20 protein-coding genes and 1 riboswitch are annotated in these 19,296 nt (G+C 41.9%); of the genes, 4 read left to right on the top strand and 16 right to left on the bottom strand.

Annotated elements, in window-relative coordinates:
• Window positions 1–3: 3 nt before the first annotated feature.
• The 3 genes from ACTWPX_RS01095 to ACTWPX_RS01105 all read right to left on the bottom strand — a co-directional run bounded on the left by ACTWPX_RS01095 (window position 4) and on the right by ACTWPX_RS01105 (window position 2,074).
• Window positions 4–459, bottom strand: a complete 456-nt coding sequence (locus ACTWPX_RS01095) for a hypothetical protein (RefSeq protein ID WP_443118134.1) — start codon at window positions 457–459, stop codon at window positions 4–6.
• 50 nt (window positions 460–509) lie between these two features.
• Window positions 510–1,727 (bottom strand): NAD(P)/FAD-dependent oxidoreductase, encoded by a 1,218-nt coding sequence (locus ACTWPX_RS01100; RefSeq protein WP_443118135.1) that lies wholly within the window; start codon window positions 1,725–1,727, stop codon window positions 510–512.
• A 149-nt stretch (window positions 1,728–1,876) separates the two neighbouring features.
• Entirely contained in the window at window positions 1,877–2,074 is a 198-nt protein-coding gene (locus tag ACTWPX_RS01105) for a DUF2188 domain-containing protein (protein WP_128525468.1), read from the bottom strand.
• Window positions 2,075–2,220: 146 nt separating this feature from the next.
• A riboswitch (SAM riboswitch) is annotated at window positions 2,221–2,330 on the top strand.
• A 114-nt stretch (window positions 2,331–2,444) separates the two neighbouring features.
• Between ACTWPX_RS01105 and ACTWPX_RS01110 the strand changes: the two genes are divergently transcribed.
• Window positions 2,445–4,142: an aminotransferase class I/II-fold pyridoxal phosphate-dependent enzyme gene (locus tag ACTWPX_RS01110; protein WP_443118136.1), complete on the top strand. Its 1,698-nt coding sequence runs from the start codon at window positions 2,445–2,447 to the stop codon at window positions 4,140–4,142.
• A 20-nt stretch (window positions 4,143–4,162) separates the two neighbouring features.
• Window positions 4,163–5,221 (top strand): homoserine O-acetyltransferase MetX, encoded by a 1,059-nt coding sequence (metX, locus tag ACTWPX_RS01115; protein ID WP_443118137.1) that lies wholly within the window; start codon window positions 4,163–4,165, stop codon window positions 5,219–5,221.
• A 263-nt stretch (window positions 5,222–5,484) separates the two neighbouring features.
• Here the strand turns inward: metX and ACTWPX_RS01120 are convergent, their stop codons facing one another.
• The 11 genes from ACTWPX_RS01120 to ACTWPX_RS01170 form a co-directional block, all read right to left on the bottom strand.
• The gene (locus tag ACTWPX_RS01120) at window positions 5,485–6,846 is read right to left on the bottom strand and encodes a polysaccharide deacetylase family protein (protein WP_443118138.1); all 1,362 of its coding nucleotides are present in this window, start codon (window positions 6,844–6,846) and stop codon (window positions 5,485–5,487) included.
• A 97-nt stretch (window positions 6,847–6,943) separates the two neighbouring features.
• Window positions 6,944–7,780 (bottom strand): tryptophan 2,3-dioxygenase, encoded by an 837-nt coding sequence (gene kynA, locus ACTWPX_RS01125; protein ID WP_443118139.1) that lies wholly within the window; start codon window positions 7,778–7,780, stop codon window positions 6,944–6,946.
• An 11-nt stretch (window positions 7,781–7,791) separates the two neighbouring features.
• Window positions 7,792–8,436, bottom strand: a complete 645-nt coding sequence (locus tag ACTWPX_RS01130; protein ID WP_443118140.1) for a DUF4166 domain-containing protein — start codon at window positions 8,434–8,436, stop codon at window positions 7,792–7,794.
• 283 nt (window positions 8,437–8,719) lie between these two features.
• Window positions 8,720–10,246, bottom strand: a complete 1,527-nt coding sequence (locus ACTWPX_RS01135) for an RQC-minor-2 family DNA-binding protein (protein ID WP_443118141.1) — start codon at window positions 10,244–10,246, stop codon at window positions 8,720–8,722.
• An 82-nt stretch (window positions 10,247–10,328) separates the two neighbouring features.
• Entirely contained in the window at window positions 10,329–11,033 is a 705-nt protein-coding gene (rpiA, locus tag ACTWPX_RS01140) for a ribose 5-phosphate isomerase A (protein WP_443118142.1), read from the bottom strand.
• Window positions 11,034–11,313: 280 nt separating this feature from the next.
• Window positions 11,314–11,946, bottom strand: a complete 633-nt coding sequence (locus ACTWPX_RS01145; protein WP_443118143.1) for a response regulator — start codon at window positions 11,944–11,946, stop codon at window positions 11,314–11,316.
• Window positions 11,943–12,983, bottom strand: a complete 1,041-nt coding sequence (locus ACTWPX_RS01150; protein ID WP_443118144.1) for a histidine kinase — start codon at window positions 12,981–12,983, stop codon at window positions 11,943–11,945. Before ACTWPX_RS01150 ends, ACTWPX_RS01145 begins: the two co-directional genes overlap by 4 nt.
• Window positions 12,980–13,699: a cell wall-active antibiotics response protein LiaF gene (gene liaF, locus ACTWPX_RS01155; RefSeq protein ID WP_443118145.1), complete on the bottom strand. Its 720-nt coding sequence runs from the start codon at window positions 13,697–13,699 to the stop codon at window positions 12,980–12,982. The genes ACTWPX_RS01150 and liaF overlap by 4 nt, the downstream gene beginning before the upstream one ends.
• A gap of 77 nt (window positions 13,700–13,776) precedes the next feature.
• On the bottom strand, window positions 13,777–14,418 hold the full coding sequence (locus ACTWPX_RS01160) for a PspA/IM30 family protein (protein ID WP_443118146.1): 642 nt from the start codon (window positions 14,416–14,418) through the stop codon (window positions 13,777–13,779).
• Window positions 14,419–14,440: 22 nt separating this feature from the next.
• Window positions 14,441–14,785, bottom strand: coding sequence for a lmo0954 family membrane protein (locus ACTWPX_RS01165; RefSeq protein WP_443118147.1), 345 nt, complete (start codon window positions 14,783–14,785; stop codon window positions 14,441–14,443).
• 404 nt (window positions 14,786–15,189) lie between these two features.
• Complete coding sequence (locus ACTWPX_RS01170) at window positions 15,190–16,290, bottom strand: M24 family metallopeptidase (RefSeq protein WP_443118148.1); 1,101 nt, start codon at window positions 16,288–16,290, stop codon at window positions 15,190–15,192.
• 191 nt (window positions 16,291–16,481) lie between these two features.
• Here ACTWPX_RS01170 and ACTWPX_RS01175 point away from each other — a divergent pair, with 191 nt between their 5' ends.
• Complete coding sequence (locus ACTWPX_RS01175) at window positions 16,482–16,883, top strand: hypothetical protein (RefSeq protein WP_443118149.1); 402 nt, start codon at window positions 16,482–16,484, stop codon at window positions 16,881–16,883.
• 234 nt (window positions 16,884–17,117) lie between these two features.
• On the opposite strand, the gene ACTWPX_RS01180 is transcribed toward ACTWPX_RS01175, so the two are convergent.
• Entirely contained in the window at window positions 17,118–18,155 is a 1,038-nt protein-coding gene (locus ACTWPX_RS01180; RefSeq protein WP_443118150.1) for a PQQ-dependent sugar dehydrogenase, read from the bottom strand.
• A gap of 86 nt (window positions 18,156–18,241) precedes the next feature.
• On the opposite strand from ACTWPX_RS01180, the gene ACTWPX_RS01185 reads away from it, so the two are divergent.
• A complete protein-coding gene (locus ACTWPX_RS01185; RefSeq protein ID WP_443118151.1) occupies window positions 18,242–18,460 on the top strand; it encodes a hypothetical protein in 219 nt (72 codons plus the stop codon).
• Window positions 18,461–18,652: 192 nt separating this feature from the next.
• Here the strand turns inward: ACTWPX_RS01185 and ACTWPX_RS01190 are convergent, their stop codons facing one another.
• A complete protein-coding gene (locus tag ACTWPX_RS01190; RefSeq protein ID WP_443118152.1) occupies window positions 18,653–19,240 on the bottom strand; it encodes a biotin transporter BioY in 588 nt (195 codons plus the stop codon).
• Between the last annotated feature and the right edge of the window lie 56 nt (window positions 19,241–19,296).

Genomic DNA, 19,296 nt, shown 5'->3' on the forward strand with positions numbered 1-19,296 from the left:
TTTTTATACTTTTTCAGCTTCTACGACTTCATCTAGTATAGGGTAAACAGCTTCTACCCCTTCTTCAGCTACTAAACAGGCCACACCCAGCGGCGTTTCCCAAAAAGAATCAGGTATATAAGGGTTTTTCAGTCCGGCAGGCTGATAAAGAGAGCGATAAATCCGATTCAGGTGCTGCCTGGTAACTTCTCGTTCTTCTCCATTCTCCCCACGTGCCAAAAGGAAAACATAACGCATTGACTGAAACAAATTATCGCCAGGCATGAATGTATATTCTTTAAAGAATTTCAATTGTTTTTCTGCCTTTTCTTTTAAACCCGATTTGACTGCCAAATCTTCAAGGTGCTCATTTAAATGCCGGTACACGAGTTGGAATATTCTCCTTTTTTCATCCTGCATGACCCGGTCTGTATAAATCTCTTGCAGTTTCTCATAGGCTGAGTCTTTTGACCATTCCATTCCTTATCACCTCTCTCTTAATTAATTCGATATAAAGAAAGCGATTCCTTTTATTCCTTTTTATAGCCGAATTGCTCTGCTTCCATCTCAACGACTGTATGGAGCAAGGGGAAATCTTTCGTATCTTCTGCTAGATGTTTTCCTACATTCGGGGCCAGCTTATTCCATGCCATCGGGTTAGCGGCGATAGATTGGAATAAAGCCACTTCATTTGTTGTCCACTTCCTTAGTGATTGAATGTATTCAAGTGTCAATTGAAATCCAGGGAGGAGCTGCTCATCTCTTTTTTTCACAAAAGATGCCATTGCTTCAGCCCAATCTTGTCCGTGATCCACCTGTCTGACAGCTTCAACTAAGTAAAAGGATTGCATGAAGGCATCATTGATACCGAGACCCGTGCTGGGGTCTTTACTATGACCGGCATCGCCAATCAGAGCCCATCCCTTTCCATAAGCTTCCCTGAAAAAGTTTGGCATACCGGGTGTCCCGATGATTTTCCCTTGCAAACGGGCTGACTCCATACGCTTCTCCATTCCATAATGCTGTTGATAAATTTCTTCAAATTTCTTTTCAGGATCTTTCATCATTGTTTTGAATTCTTCCGGGTGAATTTCCAATCCTAGACAATCCCGCCCTTCCTCCATGGGAAAAAGGAAGCCGATTCTCCCTTCATGCAAGAAAATTTCGGTCGTAGGTTCACTCAAAGGCTGTATTCCTTCATAATAACCGTAAAGAACAGGGCGAATGGGGTCTGTTTGCTTGTACTTTTCTGCATTGACCCAATGGGCAATATTTGAATTCTTTCCATCTGCCCCCACGACTAAATCACTATGTACATGGAAAGTGTTACTTCCCTTACCGATTTGCAATCCACCCACTTTGTTCCCTTCCCACAATAATCCTCGAGCAGGACTTTTGGGCATGACAGTGATATTCGGATATTCTTTTGCTTTTTCTATCAAAACATAATCCAGCTGGTCGCGTTTTGGAATAATTGTATAGGAAAAGCGAGGCCCTTCTACAAAGCTCGCCCCGATATATGTACGCATACGACGGACTTTGCGTAAGCCTGATTGCTCTAAACGATCCAGCACACCCAGCTCATTCAAAAACTCTGTATGCGACATATAGTGTGTTGATAATGTATCACTTGGAAAATCAGCTTTATCTATGAGCAATACTTTCTTTCCTATTTGTCCTAATAATATCGCTAAACTAGAACCCGCCACTCGAGCTCCGACTATAATTACATCAAAACGATCATCCATCCGTGCACTCACCCTTAATCATTCTTTTTCTATTATTACCATCTTAACGAAGGATACCTGAATAGTGAAGCGGTCTTCGTTCACAATGATAAGATAAGCTTACTGTTTTTTCCCAAATAAAAAAACTCCCACAACGGGGAGTTTTCAACTTAATAAGTTCGTTCCTCTTCTACCTCATGGTTTTGATCTAAGATAGAAAGCTTACTCGGCTTGTTCTCCTTAGCGATCGCTTCAGCCTTCTCCACAGCTGTATCGCGCTCATCATATTCATCTGTCGGAGCGACATCCTCAATTTTCACAAACCATCCAGTTACATCTTTATTAGGTACAACACTATATTGTTTCATAAATCTTCACTCCTTCATTATTGACTTAATAGACATTTCCCATTGTTGAAGAAATTCAAACGTGAAGGTAATTGCAAAAATAGTTTGACAATATTACAGCGTCCATTTATAATTTCAAACAAGTCAGACTAATCGAATAGAAACAACTCTTATCTAGAGCGGCAGAGGGACTAGGCCCTACGACGCCCGGCAACCTTCAAGGCAATCCTTGAAAAGGTGCTACATCCTACAGGTCAGATGATCTGAAAGATAAGGGGAGGTATATTATAAATAAAGCCCTCTTCTTATTAAACAGAAGAGGGCTTTTCTTATTTCCTTCCATCACCCCTGAGGATTCCTAGAACTACTTTCAATCAAGGAGGAATTTTCGATGACACGACCTTTCCATACGTACGGTGCTGAAACCCAATTGCTTCATGGTGGCCAAGAGCCCGACCCCACTACAGGTTCAAGGGCAGTGCCGATTTATCAGACCACCTCTTACGTGTTTAACGACACAACACATGCCCAGAACCTTTTCTCTTTAGCGGAACCAGGTAATATCTATACAAGGATCGGAAATCCTACAGTGGATGTATTTGAACAACGCATCGCCCTATTGGAAGATGGAGCAGCAGCAGTAGCCACGGCATCCGGGATGTCTGCCATCACCATGGCCATCTTGAATGTGGCTCATGCCGGTGACGATATCGTTACCTCAACCAACCTTTACGGCGGGACCTACAACTTATTCGTCCATACACTCCCTCGTTATGGTATAAATGTCCATTTTGTTGATGGGAACGATTCCGAAGCATTCAATAAAGCAATCACCCCGAATACAAAGGCAATTTTTGCTGAAACGATCGGAAACCCTAGCCTCGATGTGTTGGATATCGAAGGTGTTGCAGATGTAGCTAACGCCCACCATATCCCATTAATTATCGATAATACATTTGCAACTCCTTATGTATGTAAACCAATCGCCTGGGGCGCGGATATTGTTATTCATTCAGCTACAAAATGGATCGGGGGTCATGGTACTACAATAGGCGGAGTAATTGTCGATAGCGGCCGCTTTGATTGGAACCATGATAAATTCCCTGGTTTTACAGAACCTGATGAAAGTTATAACGGCATTCGTTTCGGTATAGATGTCGGGCCTGCTGGTTTTGCAATCAAGCTTCGTGTTCAGCTGTTACGTGACCTCGGTGCATGCCTCAGCCCTCAGAATGCCTTTTTATTGCTACAAGGATTAGAAACCCTTCATTTACGTATTAAAAAACACGCTGATCAGGCACTTGAAGTCGCAGAGTACTTGAAGAATCACAAGGGGGTTGAATGGGTCAACTATCCTGGCCTAACCGATCACCCGACCCATCAGCTAGCTGAGAAATATTTCAACTATGGATATGGTTCGATTGTTGTTTTCGGTATTAAAGGGGACCGCGAAGCAGGACGTAAATTAATTGATCATACTACCATTTGGTCCCATGTCGCAAATGTCGGCGATGCCAAATCATTGATTATCCATCCAGCATCAACCACTCACCAGCAGTTGAGTGAAGAAAACTTACAAAAATCAGGTGTAAAAGAGGAACTTGTACGTTTGTCTGTAGGACTAGAGTCTGTGGAAGATTTGATACACGACCTCGATTGTGCAATAGAGCACGCGACAGGATATAGCCAGCCTTATGGTACTGCAAAAAATCTCGCAGAAAAAATTCTTGTCTCTTCTCTGTCTAGATCGAATGGAGAAATACGTCAAAAGGTGATTGCTATCATCCAATCTTCTGACAAAAGTCATGGAAACGAAGAAAAGAAATTAGAAAGGTTAGGCTTCAAAGTTATTCCATTACAACAAGTAGAAGATGTAGTTGATTTAACTTCACCAGTGGATATTGTGTACGTGGACCGTCTCGATGAGGAAATCCTTCAAATAGCTGATTCTATACACCCTTCCCTCATCTGGTCACAAAAACCTTATAAAAGCGAAAGTGATTATATTTTCTCTGGGTTGAATCTATACGAAGCCATCATCACTATTCAATCAGGGAAAGACATTACAACTACTCTGGTATCTGTATAAAAAGAAAGGAGGCATCAAATATGTCATTGAAGAACCCCACCAGCCAACCACTTACAAGCAGTTCTATAGCCATCGGACCTTTCACTTTTGAATCTGGTGAACATTTGAAGCATGTTGAGCTTGCTTATGAACGTTATGGTCCTCAAGGGGCCCCTGTCATCCTCGTATGTCACGCCTTGACAGGTAACCAAATTGCGGTGGGATCAGACGAAGAACCAGGCTGGTGGGCAGGATTGATCGGAGATGGTTGTCCAATAGACACCAAACATTTTCAAGTCATTACATTCAATGTATTAGGAGGCTGTCACGGCTCTACCGGCCCTGCTAGTATCAATCCTGAAACAGGGAGAAAATACCGCCAGAGCTTCCCTGACGTTACGATACGTGATATGGTTCACGCCCAATACCAAGCTCTGCAAAAATTAGGTGTCAAAGAAGTCCAGGCCGTCGCCGGTGGTTCTCTTGGTGGAATGCAAACATATGAATGGGGGCTTCTTTATCCAGGTTACATGAAGCAGTTGTTCATCCTGGCTGCTACTCCCTATTTAAGTGATTATGGCATTGCCTTCAATCACATCGGGGCACGCGCCATACAAACCGACCCGCAGTTCAAAGAAGGCTATTATGAATCGAATGACCAGCTGCAAGGTTTCGAAATTGCCCGGATGACAGGTATGGTCACCTATAGAAGCAGTACACTTTTCCAGAAAAGGTTTGCACGCTCTCACAATGCTGAAACTTCATATAACATTCAATCCTACCTGGATCACCAAGGGGATAAAATTAAAGAACACTTCGATGCCAACAGTTATCTTTATCTCCTTCAAGCTATGAATAATCATGATATCGGCCGAGGGAGGGAAGGTTGGAAGACAGCAGCCGAAAAATACGAAGCAGATTTATATACCATCAGCTTTGAACATGATCTTCTCTATCCTTGTGCCTTAATCAGCCATTTCGCTGAATACCCGCCTCGAGCTGAGCATCATCATGTGGACACAGACTATGGGCATGATGGATTTCTTGTTGAATTCAACCGCTGGGGAAATTGGATCCACAACAAACTATTCCAAAAATAAAATAAGTGAGATTAAAAGCGCATGCGCCTTGTTCACCCCCCAGACCATCTTAAGCAAACCTTTGGAGTGGTACTTTTGCCACAGCAAAGGGCTTCTGAGAGTTAATGTGACTAAACAAAGATGTCGGGACAAAACGATAACTGACACTGGGAAAACGAAGTATGTTGCCGGAGCGGCGTATGCATTTATTGCTTCATATAGAAAACCCGAACGAAATTTCGTTCGGGTTTTCTAGTGGAAAAATTCTTTTATCTCTGCCTCTTCTATTTATCTTGTTCTAATTTACTCACAGGAACCAAATCATATCCTTCATGTTTCAGATTCTTTAAAATCAGCTCAAGTGTTTCTGGAGTTTTATTATTCAACTCATGAAGTAAAATAATAGAACCATCTTCTACTTGTGAAAGGATCTCCTGAGAGATTTCCAAAGCTTCTTTGTCCTTCCAACCTTCAGAATATATAGTCCAAGGAACCGCATCCAGTTGGTTTTTATAATCCAGCGGAGGTTCTTCACCAAACGGTAATCTGATCAGCCCTACCTCTTTGCCAGTCACTTGTTTGATTATTTTTTGTGTCGATTCAATTTGATTGTCGACTTGCTCAGAAGTCAATCTGTTTAACCGCGGGTGATTCCATGTATGGTTACCTATTTCATGACCGCGGTCTGCCACGTCACGTGCCACCTCTGGATAATAACTGACTCTTTTTCCAATCATGAAGAAAGTCGCTTTTGCTTCATATTTGTCTAAAAGATTAAGGATTTCTGCAGTCACTTTAGGGTGAGGTCCATCATCAAATGTGATAGCTGCCCGCTTCTTTCCATCCAAATCCCCATCGATGGAATCCTCAACGGTAACTGTTGAAGATGCAGATTCAGGAGTTGAAGATTTTGATTTCGCATTTGAAAGTTCCCCTATCGCTTCTGCATACTCCGAACGCATCATACTGGAAACCTCTTCAAGCTCTAGATTAATGCTGGATGGTAATCGCTTATCCTTATTAAAATAAATGACTAATCCTTCTCCAGATAGAGCGACATGTTTGTAGTTTTCAGGCTTTGGCTGTATTTTAACGGAATTCTCTACTGTTCCCTGTTCGACGTCTTTTTCAAGTTTTTCTATTGTGAGTTCAGACAGTCGATCCACGTAGTAAACATCATCCTTGAACAATTCACCAACTTCAAGACGTTTTCCGTTCTTTTTGTCAAAATTCATAATGGTTTGATCAGTAATCGGATTGTCCTTACCGATATCCATCGTTTCTTTGAATCTCACTACGAAAAATCGTTGGTTTTGGTGGAGAACCTCAAAGTCGATATGCAATTCATGCGACTCATTAGACTGTCCTTCTTGAATACTGTTATAACTTTCTTGTTTAAAGTATGTTTTTTGTTGATTCACATAGTCAACGATGGTTTGGTTCATTTGATTGTTGGGTGTCTGGGGATAATGTATAGTGATATGAAATTCATCATATTCTACGATGTCGGTTTCCATCGTTACCTTATAGACAGCAGACTCTGACGATGCAGTTTCTTCTGAATCTTTATTAGCACTTGCTATGAACGAACAGCCCGTTGATAGCAAAACGGTAAACAGTAACATATATAAAATAGGTTGCTTCATAAATTTTTTCCCTCTTTATCTTAAATTCACACAACCTATCGTAACATAAATGTAACAATGACTTAACGAAATAGTTATATTCAGTTTTTTCTGTCTATTAAACATGTGTACGGACGTCCCATAATTCCGGGAAAAAACGGTGGTCCAGAACTTTTTTCAAATAACCGACACCAGAGGATCCACCTGTCCCTTTTTTGTGTCCGATGATCCTTTCGACTGTCTTCATATGTCTGAAGCGCCACTGTTGCAGACTATCTTCTATATCTACTAACTTTTCCGCCAACTGGTATAACTCCCAATACTGATCGACATTTTTATAAACCTTAGCCCACGCCGCTTCAACAGAGGCATCATACTCATATGCTTGCGTATAATCACGTCCGATAAGATCAGGGTTTATATTAAAACCTGCTTCAGAGAGTTTTTCAATCGTAGCATCATAAATGCTCGGAGATTCAAAAGAATCCTCCAATTGTTTATGTAACTCAGGATTCTTTTTATAAATCTTCAATACATGAGGGGTCTTATAACCTAAAGCAAATTCAATCATTCGATATTGATAAGATTGGAAACCTGAGGCTTGGCCCAACTGGTCACGGAATTCCATATATTCTGCCGGCGTCAGAGTCGATAATACATCCCAAGCTTGAATGATTTGCTTTTGGATGCTAGAGACCCTTGCCAGCATTTTAAATGCTGGTTGGAGCTCATTCTGACGTATGGCATCAATGGCTGCATAAAGTTCGTGCAAAGTCAGCTTCATCCACAGTTCACTCACTTGGTGGATAATGATGAAAAGCATTTCATCATGATGGGAGGAGAGACGGTTTTGCGCTGCTAGCAACTCATCCAAATTCAAGTATTCCCCATAGGTCATCCGCTCCGCAAAATCCGTATGGACATTTTCGTTTTCTTTGTTATATCGATCACTCATACAGTCACTCCCTATTCTAATACGCCACGTTCTGGAATATTGTTAAATGTCATTGGCAGAAATTCGGTATGCACCGTTCCTTCGTACATAAGTATTGTACCAAACAAAGGATGTTCAACATGAACATGGACACGATAAGCGTCTTCGGCTTCATCATAGTGTTCATATAGCGCGGTTACAGGGCTCGGCAAGAATCGCTCACCTTTTAGATTCAGTGCCTTCGACTCCATATAAAGACCACCTGCTGCTGTTACATGCAGATCGAGTTCTGTTTGGAAGACTCCTGTTTTACCAAGACAGTCAACAATCTTCTGCTTTTCTTCGTCGAACCTCATCGCCGCATCGAAGCCACGGATGGAATAAGGGAAAAAGAAACGGCGAATCCAGCTGATCGTCTCACGTCCCTCTTCATCTGTATACACATAATTCTCTAAAGTGAATGGCACATCCTTGCCACGCTCAGCAAAAACGAGATGATCTCTTGCTCCTATTTGCAATAAAGGTCGTAACAGAGGATGAGTCCCTCTGATTTCTGTCATTCTTCCTTGACCTAAGATCATCAGGTTTTGCTTACTTGTCAGACCATACTTTTTTTGCATCTCTGGGTGAAGGCGGTGAAAATTGTCTCCTAATGCTTTGTGGTAAATCGATTTCATAGTTGGTCCCCTCCTTATTAAGCAACACATTTCACTTAGATTTCACGTTCATATTTTATTATTTCGTGAATATGATTTGATTTAGAAACCTATCTCATTCATGTAAGTATGTATGGGTATTATAGCACAAGTAACCGCTTTCCTTTTAGGGGTTGCAGATAAAAATAAGACCTGCCTGACCAGCAGGTCTATATCCACGCGTAGGTAATCCGTCAAAGAAAGAACGGAGCTGAACGCTTACACCACTTGCCGGAAGTGGACGGATCAGTACCCTGATTCTATTTCACATAACTTCTTCTGCATAGTCACTGATGGAATAACCTTTTTGTTGTTTCATAAGCCATCCTTGCTTTTCTAATTGATTGAAGAGTTTTTGGATGTGTTTTTCAGGCCAGTTGGATAGGAGTCCGAACCAACGTGTTTCATGTAAATGTAAGGTACGGAGTTTGTTCGTCGCTTTACCGGCAAGCATTTGTACTAAAGTGTGAGCAGGGTAATCCGAGCCATAATAATAAATCAGATCTAAAATTTGCTGGGTATAGGCATAAGTGAGTGGCCTCCCCTTCACCGTTATGATGATATCCTCATCCCCATACCGGACTTCTTCTAATTTACTTTTCAGCTCTTCTAGAACATGACTTGTGATCGGATAGACATGTTCCGGTACGACCTTTTTCCATTCTCGGAGCTCTTTGAACATTCGCACATCGTCCATGACCACTCTCGATAACCACAGCAATTCCGATTTACTGGATTGGTCCGGAATTTGGGTCCGGCTCATTTTATCGTACATATACAGCAGCGGATATAATTTGAGGTTTTCTTCTTTCCTTTGATAACGCTCAATCTGATGGATGACCTCAAGACTTTCTTCCAGTGTCTTACGAGCAGACGAAAGCTGTTTCTTCAATGCCTTCAACTGGACAAGTTGTTCTAAAAGCCGTTGATTCTTTCTGGCAATTTCATTGAATTGTTTTTCAATTGTCACCATCCGCTTCTCCGCACGCTCCACATCATACTCTTCCATGAAACTGACTTCATCTTCATCCACATGATAGAAAAGACAGAAATCACAAGATTCACAATAACAGCAAATGGAGCGGTGTTCGGAATCGAATTCAAGGATTTTTTGATGGGAACAGCTACTTTCTCTCCCTCTCAACCATTGTTCAGGTAAGGAACGGAATGGCCTCATGACGATTTCAACCCGGTGACGCCAGTAAGCGATATCTTCAGGGTAATTCAACACAGAAATCAGTGAAGACTGATTCATCCCCTCGACAGCATCAATCACTTTCCTTTTTTCATGAAATAGCTTTACAATCGGATGTGCATGAAATGCTATGGAGATTTTTTGAAGCCAGTATTCTCGCTCATGCTCACTGATATGTGATAAAAACAGATAGTCCTCAAGCACTTCTCCTACATGTTTACCTAGTTGCTCAGAAGAAAGCTGGGTAAAATCTGTTTCATATAAGAATTCTCTTTTCAAAGGCAGTCCATGTTCTTCAGACAAGGACCCCCATAAAAACAATTCTGGGCGCAACAAATGTGGATGAATGGTTTCTTCTTTTTGTAAAGAAACCGGCAGGACAGCTCTTCCCGATAACCCCAAATACGGGCGGATAGCAGAGACGTCAAGAGCTTTGTCTTTAATTTGATCCACGATGGCGTCGTTCAGCCTGGATAATAACCCCCGTTCGAATTTATGTCCGATTGATCGAATCTGCTTATTCTTCTTTCCAATCGGCGCAAGTACAATATACGGGTAACGTTGATCCTGGTAAGCAATCCTCTTCGGCAGTCCCATAATGATTCCCCTTTGGATAAGGATTTACTACTATTATAGAAAAAGTATTACAATGTACCAATAAATATAAGTAAAATGGGCGTCAAACCGTTAAAATTTCCACGGAATACCCAATGAACAACCCTGTTTCAATGATACCGGGTATAGCACTTAACTCGTCTTCCAGGCGATCACCTATATTCTTGAAACCCACATCCAGTATCACATTGCCTGCTTCAGTCAGGACAGGGCCATCTTTTGATTGAGCCATACGCAGACGAACATGCTCAACCGGAAATCGTGTTAACTTCGTCTCCACCAAATGGATGGCACGCGGGTCCACTTCTACAGGTACAGTGAATTTCTTTCCCAGTTGATGAACACGCTTGCTTTCATCTATTAAAATATACGTTTTAGATGAGCTCGCCATCACGAGTTTTTCTGCAAAAAGCGCCCCACCCCTTCCTTTAATTAAACGGTTGTTTTCATCTACCTCGTCTGCTCCATCGAAGCCCCAATCCGGCTGAACCGAAATAAGCGATGAAGTAGGCAGACCAAAATAGCTGCAGTTCATTTCCGCTTCCTTGGATGTTGGAATAGCGGTCACATTCATCCCTTCACTTCGGACCCTTTGTGTAATTTTTTCCAAAGCAAGGTATGAGGTCGATCCAGAACCAACTCCGATCACATCACCATTTTTGACATATCGACTGACCTCATCAGCCACCTTCTGTTTGGCTTTACGTTTTGAAATCTCACCTGACCATGTCGCCTGAACAGCTAAAGAATTTTTCCAATTCACGTCCATCACCTCTTCTTCTTTGGTATTCCCGAAAACAAAGAAATCCAAGCAACCGGAGATCAAGAAAATGAACAAATGAAAGCAGAGATTTTATAGCGGATTTTTTTGTCATTTTATATGATTGTTCACATAAATTGAATAGAGTATGTAGTTCTCAAATCAAAGAGGGGGATGGTATGAAAAAACTTTATTGGAAGCTGGTTATTTTTTACCTGATTCTCATCCTTGCTATGGTGTATGTCATGATGGTCCAATAAAAAACTCGACGAAAAGACGTCGAGAATGCCTAATTCACTAAATTATGTTTGAATGCATAAATGACCGCTTGAGTACGGTCAGAGACTTCCAATTTACCAAGAATATTACTTACATGGACCTTCACTGTTTTCAAGGCGATAAAGAGCTGTTCGGATATTTCCTGATTTGTTTTCCCTTCAGCCATCAGCAATAAAATTTCTTTTTCTCTACCCGTCAATTGATCATGTAAGTCTTCCACATGAGGGGAGCGCATTTTTGTCATGATTTTTCCTGTTACTTCAGGTTCTAAAATCGACTGACCCTCATGTGTAGAACGAATGGCCTTTGCAATTTCCTCAGCCTTGGACGTTTTCAACATATAACTTGTCGCTCCTGCTTCTAAGGCAGGATACACTTTTTCATCATCTAAGAAACTGGTTACAATAATGATTTTCGCTTCGGGCCATTGAGTTATGATTTGCTTTGTGGCTTCAATTCCGTCCATCCGCTCCATCACTAAATCCATAAGGATGATATCAGGGCGGTGTTCAAGAGCCATCCCAATCGCCGCTTCACCATCGTCAGCCTCTGCGATGACTTCAATATCTGGTTGTGCCGATAAGTAAGCGGAAACACCAATCCTGACCATCTCGTGGTCGTCCGCAAATAAAACTGTAATCAAGATCCTTCCCCTCCTTTTTTCCGATATGGAACTTTTACTTCCAATCGGGTGCCTTGACCTTTCAAACTGACGATTTTCAGGGTGCCCCCCACTTCAAAAGCTCTCTCCTGCATGTTCTGCAGCCCATAAGAGCTGGACTTTCCTTCTTCCACATCAAAACCGACCCCATCATCTACTACACGGAGAATGATGTTATGATCACGTTCAATCAACATGACATTTAAAGATGTAGCTTTCGCATGTCTCAATGTGTTGGATACAGACTCCTGGAGAATCCTGAAAAGTTGGTCTTCTATCCCTTTATCCAACGTCAGGTCTTCTATTGACCAATCAATATCCATGGGTACTTTTTGCGTAAGTTCGTAAAGAAGTTCTTCGACTCCTTCAGATAATGACTGATTTTTCAGCGCTACTGGCCGTAAGTGTAAAAGCAATGCTCTCATTTCCAACTGTGATTGATGAATCATTTTTTCCACCATCTGCATTTGCTTCTTTGTCGCCTGCCAATCTTGAGAAGGTGTCTCGTTTATTGCTGACATCATCATAGATGCTGCAAACAATTGTTGACTTACAGAATCATGAAGCTCTCGAGCAAGCCGGTTCCTTTCCTGGACAACTACCTCCTGCAAACTCTTCTCCCGGTCTTCTGCTCTCTCTGTAACCATACGTTGAGCAAGCTCGGTTTGTTTCGCCATTTTCTCTTCAACTTGTTGTATTTTATCCTCAATTTGCTTAATTTCATTCAAATCCGATCCTTCATACACCATCGGGTTACCTTTGGCTAATTCGCTTAACTGATGCTGGATGACGTGGAGCTGACGACGCCAAAACCAACCTTGCGCGATTCCGACTACAAACCCAGCCGTCACAGCTAAGACAAGAACTAAAAAACCAAACGGCAGGTCCAGGACACGGCGATTCCATAAATCAGACCACGAACCTACCGGAAAGGCGAAAAAAGTAATACCAAGTAATATAACCATGAACACGAGAAAGGTCAGGACTCCTGACAAAACTTGCTTCTGCCACACATTCATACTCGCTTCACCTCAAGATCTCCAGAAACCATCGATGTAATGATTTTCACCTTCGGCTTTACATGGCGGTAATCTTGCGTCTGATAAGACAGAACTTGGTTGAGTACTTTGTTTTTTCTGTATTGGAAAATGGACGCTCTTCCGATCAACGCGCTGTGATGGATGCTCACTTCTATTTCATAAGGAATGTAGATAGTCAGATTCCCAACAAGATGACGGATGGAAATAACTGCTTCATCATGCGGCAGCACGGTTTGACTCAAATCTACCACTCGATCCCCAAACCCTCCATGGATATTGATATCCTGCCATTCATAAGAATGATCGGGAGTCATTTGATCTCCGAAAATTTTTTGAGATAACAACGGCTCCTGATGCGGCATTTCTTGATGTTTATCAAGAATTTCAGGAGTGATGTGCTCCGGTTTTTCACGGGATTTAAAGTAATTACGAACGAACAGAAAAATGATCGCAACGAGAAGGAATCTGACTGCAATCATGCTGAATATAGTGAAAACCAAACTGATTAAACCGACCCAAAACAAAACTTTACGCCATAGAGGCGCATAGTTTTTCCAGCCAATGTACATCAATATCCCGGAGAAAAGCAACGAGAAAACAAGGCCGCCATTAAAGAAGACGATTTCTACGACAAGGAGAATCACCCCGATGATTAAAATCGTGTTGATCGTATCTGTTGTTAGTCTTTTAAGCATAAGGGTCATCCTCCTTTCCGTCTCTCTTGTGTATCATAAAAGGCGCAGAAATCTGCGCCTTTATCATATCACGATTTCTATTTAGCTGGTACTTCTTCTGTATTCTTCATACCATGTTCTAATTGTGCGATTTTACTATCGAATGTATTGTGGTAGTAGGCACTGTTCACCTTATACTCTAAATCTTCAATATACCTGTCGATTTCTGAGAACCTGGAATATGGCTTGTCCGAAGCATCCTCTATCACCTGATTCAAACGGTGATGAGCTCGTGCGATATTTTCACGCCCCATCAATTCCATACGCTTCAAGTGCATGTCCTTCAATTTATGCTTCATTTCTTCGTATTTTCTTTCTAGCGCCTCGAGCTGTTCAATACTTTCAACCCTTGATTCCTTCAAACGTTCAGCGCGGGCTTCATATTCTTGCTGCTCTTTAATTGCGAATTCATGCATAGTCGTTTCCCCAGCTTTTTCAGCAACCTCTGCCTGGCGTGTACGCTTGTCTGCCATATCCTGAGCTTTTTGGTATTCCCGTGTGAATTCATCCTTCAGACGATATTGACGTTCTACCAGCTTTCTTACTTTTTCTGTTTCCCTTTCGCTTTCTCTAAGATACTGATTCAACATCGCTACAGGGTTTTTCTGCTCCTTTTGATCCAATGCATCATGCAAATCTGCAGAAATCGAATCTTTCAAACGTGTAAATAAATTAGTCATTCAAAATCTCTCCTTCAGAAAATTATTTGTTCATTTCTGCCCACTGTTTTTCAAAATTCGTGAACGGGTCATCTGATTTGGAAACCGCTGCTTCTTTTTGGCTTGTCCAATTTTTATAAATCAGATAAAGTCCATAAGCAGCCACCAATCCAATTACTGCAAAAACATTAGACACAGCCACACTCAGAATGATCAATCCGGCGATTATCCAAGCGATCTTACCGGCTGTAGAATCTGTCTTCATAAATTGTTTGAACACAACATAGAGCAACCACACACTCACGCCTAGTAAAACCATTGGTCCAAGGTTCGCGAGCAATATACCAAGAGCTACCAGCCCTGCAATGAATAGCAAAAACTTTTTCATCTTTTCCCTCCTCGCTGTTTTCTTATATCTATCATATCGATAACAAGATTTTGTCGTAATGAGCCTGAGATATATTTTCACCTAAGACCAGAGGCTTAGAAGCTGGCAGGCCAGCTTTAAAACCCTGTAGAGAGCACGGGAATCTTAGGGAGGGGACAGAACCAAATATGTTGCCCTATGAGATTCTAGCTCCGCTATCCAAATCCATAGCAAAAAAAGGCCGCCCAGTGGAGGCCACCGAAAAACCCTTTTCAATCTAGGAAAGCTGTTAAAGTTTTACGAATCGCTTGTCGGTGGGTGTTTACCGGAGCGGCGTATGCATTTATTGCTTCATAAAGAAAACCCGAACGATTTTTCGTTCGGGTTTTCTAGTGGAAGTATTCTTTTATCCCAGCATCTTTCTTTTACTCAATTATTCGAAGCTCTTTTGGTGTTTTTGTTAATGTTTCATACCCATTCTCTGTAATGAGCACATCATCTTCAAGGCGCACCCCACCCACGGCAGGGTCATAAATACCCGGCTCAATTGTGTAGGTCATTCCTTCTTTCAATATGCCGTCATTCAAATGACTCATAGATGGGAATTCATGGACATTGATCCCTAGACCGTGGCCGATTCTGTGTGGAAATTTATCTCCATATCCGGCTTCAGTAATGACATCACGGGCTGTTTGGTCTAGATCACCAATACGTGTGCCCGGTTTACTGATAGCTAATGAAGCTTCCAGGGCTTCACGCACTTTTTCATAAATCTCTTGTTGTTCATCACTGATAGAGCGATAGGCGAAGGTTCGTGTGATATCTGAAGTATAACCTTTCCACACCACACCTAAATCGAACAATACGAAGTCCCCGGCTTTCAATTGGCGATCTCCCGGATTTCCGTGCGGTTGGCCAGATTTTTCTCCAAAGAGGACCATTGTTGAGAAAGACATTTCAGCAACGCCTTTCTTCTTAAGTTCATATTCAATAGCAGCTAGAACCTCCATTTCAGTGACGCCTTCCTGCAAGGCTTCTGTTCCTACTTTCACACCAAAATCGGCAAGTTCAGCTGCTTCTCTCATGATGCTGATTTCTTCAGAATCTTTTACAACGCGCATTTCATTTAACTGACCTTCGACATCTTTAATTTCAATGTTTTCGAAGAGGCTGAAGAACGATTCACTTCTCCCATATGAAAGGACTTGTTTTTCAATTCCAACCGTATGGATATCTGTCAAACCCTTTTGGTTCATCAGCTCTTTCATCATATCCCACGGGTTCTCATGGTCAGCATACCCAAGCACATCATACTTCCAACCTGTATCACGGATCTGCCCTTTTTCCATGCCCGGTAAAACAGCAATCGGATCGTCCTCCGGGAAAACAAGCAGCCCTAACAGTCTTTCGTGAGGATCTGTATGAAAGCCTGTCAAATAGAAAAAGTTTTCCGTAGAATTGATAAATGCTGCATCCACACTATTTTCCTTTAAATAATCAGTGAATTGATTTAATCTATGTTCCATCGAAAACACTCCTTTCAGTAAGTACATTATTCATCATATCTCAACATCCCCGGCAATCCAAATGACACAAAAGTATGACAAAGCCAAGTTATGATGAACGTTTTAAGACATTTTCCATTTTTGATTTTCATTTGTAAAAGCTTTCGATATAATGACGTAAGATGATAGAGGATTGAATGGAGGTTTAAGTAATGGATCGCACACGTTTTTTCGTCCGAGTGGCAGCCATTTATGCATTGGTCGGAGCCTTTATGGGATCCCATATGGCTGGGGGTGGAGGCTTACAATTAAGCGCTATCCACGCACATATTTTAGTTGTCGGCTGGCTTTCCCTCTTCGCTTTCGGCATTTACTATAAAGTCTTCAACATACCTAAAGATTCCAAACTGGCTAAGGCTCATGTATGGACATCTTTCTTCGGAGTCTTCGGCTTGACGGTGGGCATGTGGCTATATTACACACAGCCGATTGATGGTATGAGTGCTTTTAATACCGTTTTCTTTATTGTCGGCGGTACAATTTTGTTAGTCGCATTTGCGTTATTCGCTATCATGACCTTCCTATACGGAAAGTTCATATCAGAAGATGCCTAAAAGAGCAGGGCCTAAGCCCCGCTCTTTTTATATTTACCCCTTTTTTGAATTCTAACCCTTATTTACTTCAATTACGAAAAGATGAAGGGAAAGGAAATTGTGACCTCTTTCTCCATATACAGGTGAAATACCATTCACTCTTTCATGAAAAAATCATTATATTGGCAGCATGGACAAGGACCACGGCGCAGTCCCCCAAGCCCATAATAAACCGCCATTCTCTCATAATATTGGTTATTCCGGTGAAAACCGAATAAGTCTGTCATCTTTTTCATCAGCGTTTCCACGTCCGTCCGTATTGTTCGTAATAAAGTAAATTTCGCCTTCAATAACTTCTACATCTCTTATTCTTCCAAAGCGGTCAGTAATTATTTCAGGGTCCTCTCCTTGCTGAGAGATTCTTCTTAACGCTTCCCCTCTTAAAGTTGCTACATAGAGTTCTCCATCAAAAGCGCTGAGACCTGATGGCGCCCACGTACGATCTCCCGTTTGATAGAGTGGCGACATCATTCCCTCATTCTTTTCTTCACCAACAATCGTCGGCCACCCGTAATTCTTTCCCGCTTCGATTCTATTGATTTCATCATGATTATTCGGGCCATGCTCTGATGAAAACAAGTCACCTTCGCTATTCCAGGTAAGCCCCTGGGAATTACGGTGACCATAGCTGTATAGGAACGATCCTTGTACCGGATTATCTTCAGGTACTGTTCCATCTATATTCATCCGGAGAATTTTCCCTGCTAAACTCTCCCGCTTCTGACCCAGATTTTCCTCGGAAGCATCACCAGTAGTTATATAGAGTTTACCGTCAGGACCAATTTCAATACGCCCCCCATTATGATAAGGGGCACCTGGAATTCCCTCCAATAGTATTCCTTTCTCCTGCCATTTACCTTCTCCCTTTTCAATAAGTACAACCCTGTTTTTAATGACTCCCTCTTCCTGATACGTATGATAAATGATCGCCTGTTCCTCCCGTTCAGGGTTAAGGGTAAAACCAAGCAACCCGCCTTCTCCGTTTTGCAATATTTCTTTTTCCGTCTCGACTGCCAAGCGTTCTGGATCATCACCATTACTCCAGCAAACAATGTTACCTGGGCGTTCGGTAATGTAAAAGACGTTCTCGTCATGTTCTATATTCCAAGGAGTTTCTAAGTTACTTTCGACAGTTTGAAACCTTTCTCTCTTCAATTCCGCCTTTTCCTGCGAAGGCTCCTCTGAACATGAAACCAGCAACATGACCAATAGTAAATACCCTGCATATTTCACTCCTCACCACAGCTCCCTTCTTTCCTCTTATTTTAGCAAGTATAGTAGAAGGATTGAAAAGATAAGAAGGAACAAAGAGACTGATGATGTTCCGCCAAGATTCACAACTTCCTATTTCAATGCCGAAAGATTCCATCAAAGAAGAAGCCGAGCAGGACGATTTTATCGTTCAACTCGGCTTCTTTATTTCGATGAGACATTCAGGTTCTTACTCCTCCATGAGCTTTAGTATTCGTTTAATATTAACGGTGAATATCGCCACCGGCCCATGTCCCCTGTACACGCAGAGTAATTTTCTTTTATAAATTAAAGAAAATCAGATAGGCCATTATTGATTCCGCGATGAGCGTGCGGTGGCGACGCCTGCAGGAACAACACGACTCTCGGCAAGTATCAACCGAGAAGCGATTCATGATAAGCCACAACAAACTTTAACAGATCCTCTAGACTGTATAGGGTTTTTCAGTAGCCACGCAACCCAGCTGGTCTGCTTTTCATCATGCTGCCTGACGCAGTTGTGTTCGATGCAACACTGATTTTTCCAAACGATAAGCAAAGAAACCAGCACTAACTGCTAATACGGTATCTTTAATTAAAAATGGTATCATACTGGACCACGCTAACGTGAAACTTATCCCTTCACCACCGACCCAGAAATTCAGAGCGAAATAAAACCAGTTCACTCCTATGAAATAATTGATAATAAGTCCTGCAAAAGCCGCCCCGATATACATAGGTAATTGACGATTGGATTCAGCAAGCTTCCCTACTAAATAGGCTAAAACAATAAAAGATACAATGAATCCGAATGTAGGGGAAAACAACATGGATACCCCGCCTTTGAACCCAGCGAATATAGGAGCACCGATCAACCCAAGAGTGGTGTAGACGAGGAGTGAGAAAAAGCCCAATCGGCTTCCCAGCACAAGCCCTGCCAATATAGCGAAGAACGTTTGTAACGTTATCGGAACGCCCATGACCTGTAAAAATGGCATAAAAGCAGTAATGTTCGCTCCAACTGCCATCAGTGCTACGAAAAGAGCTCCCAAAGTAATATCATATGCAGAAAAACGAGAACGCTTCATAAGTATTTTCCTCCCAACGTTATATCTCATCTATTAAGATACGTGAACCGCCACCT

Source organism: Halobacillus sp. H74 (assembly GCF_052246715.1).
GTDB classification, from domain to species: domain Bacteria; phylum Bacillota; class Bacilli; order Bacillales; family Halobacillaceae; genus Halobacillus; species Halobacillus litoralis_A.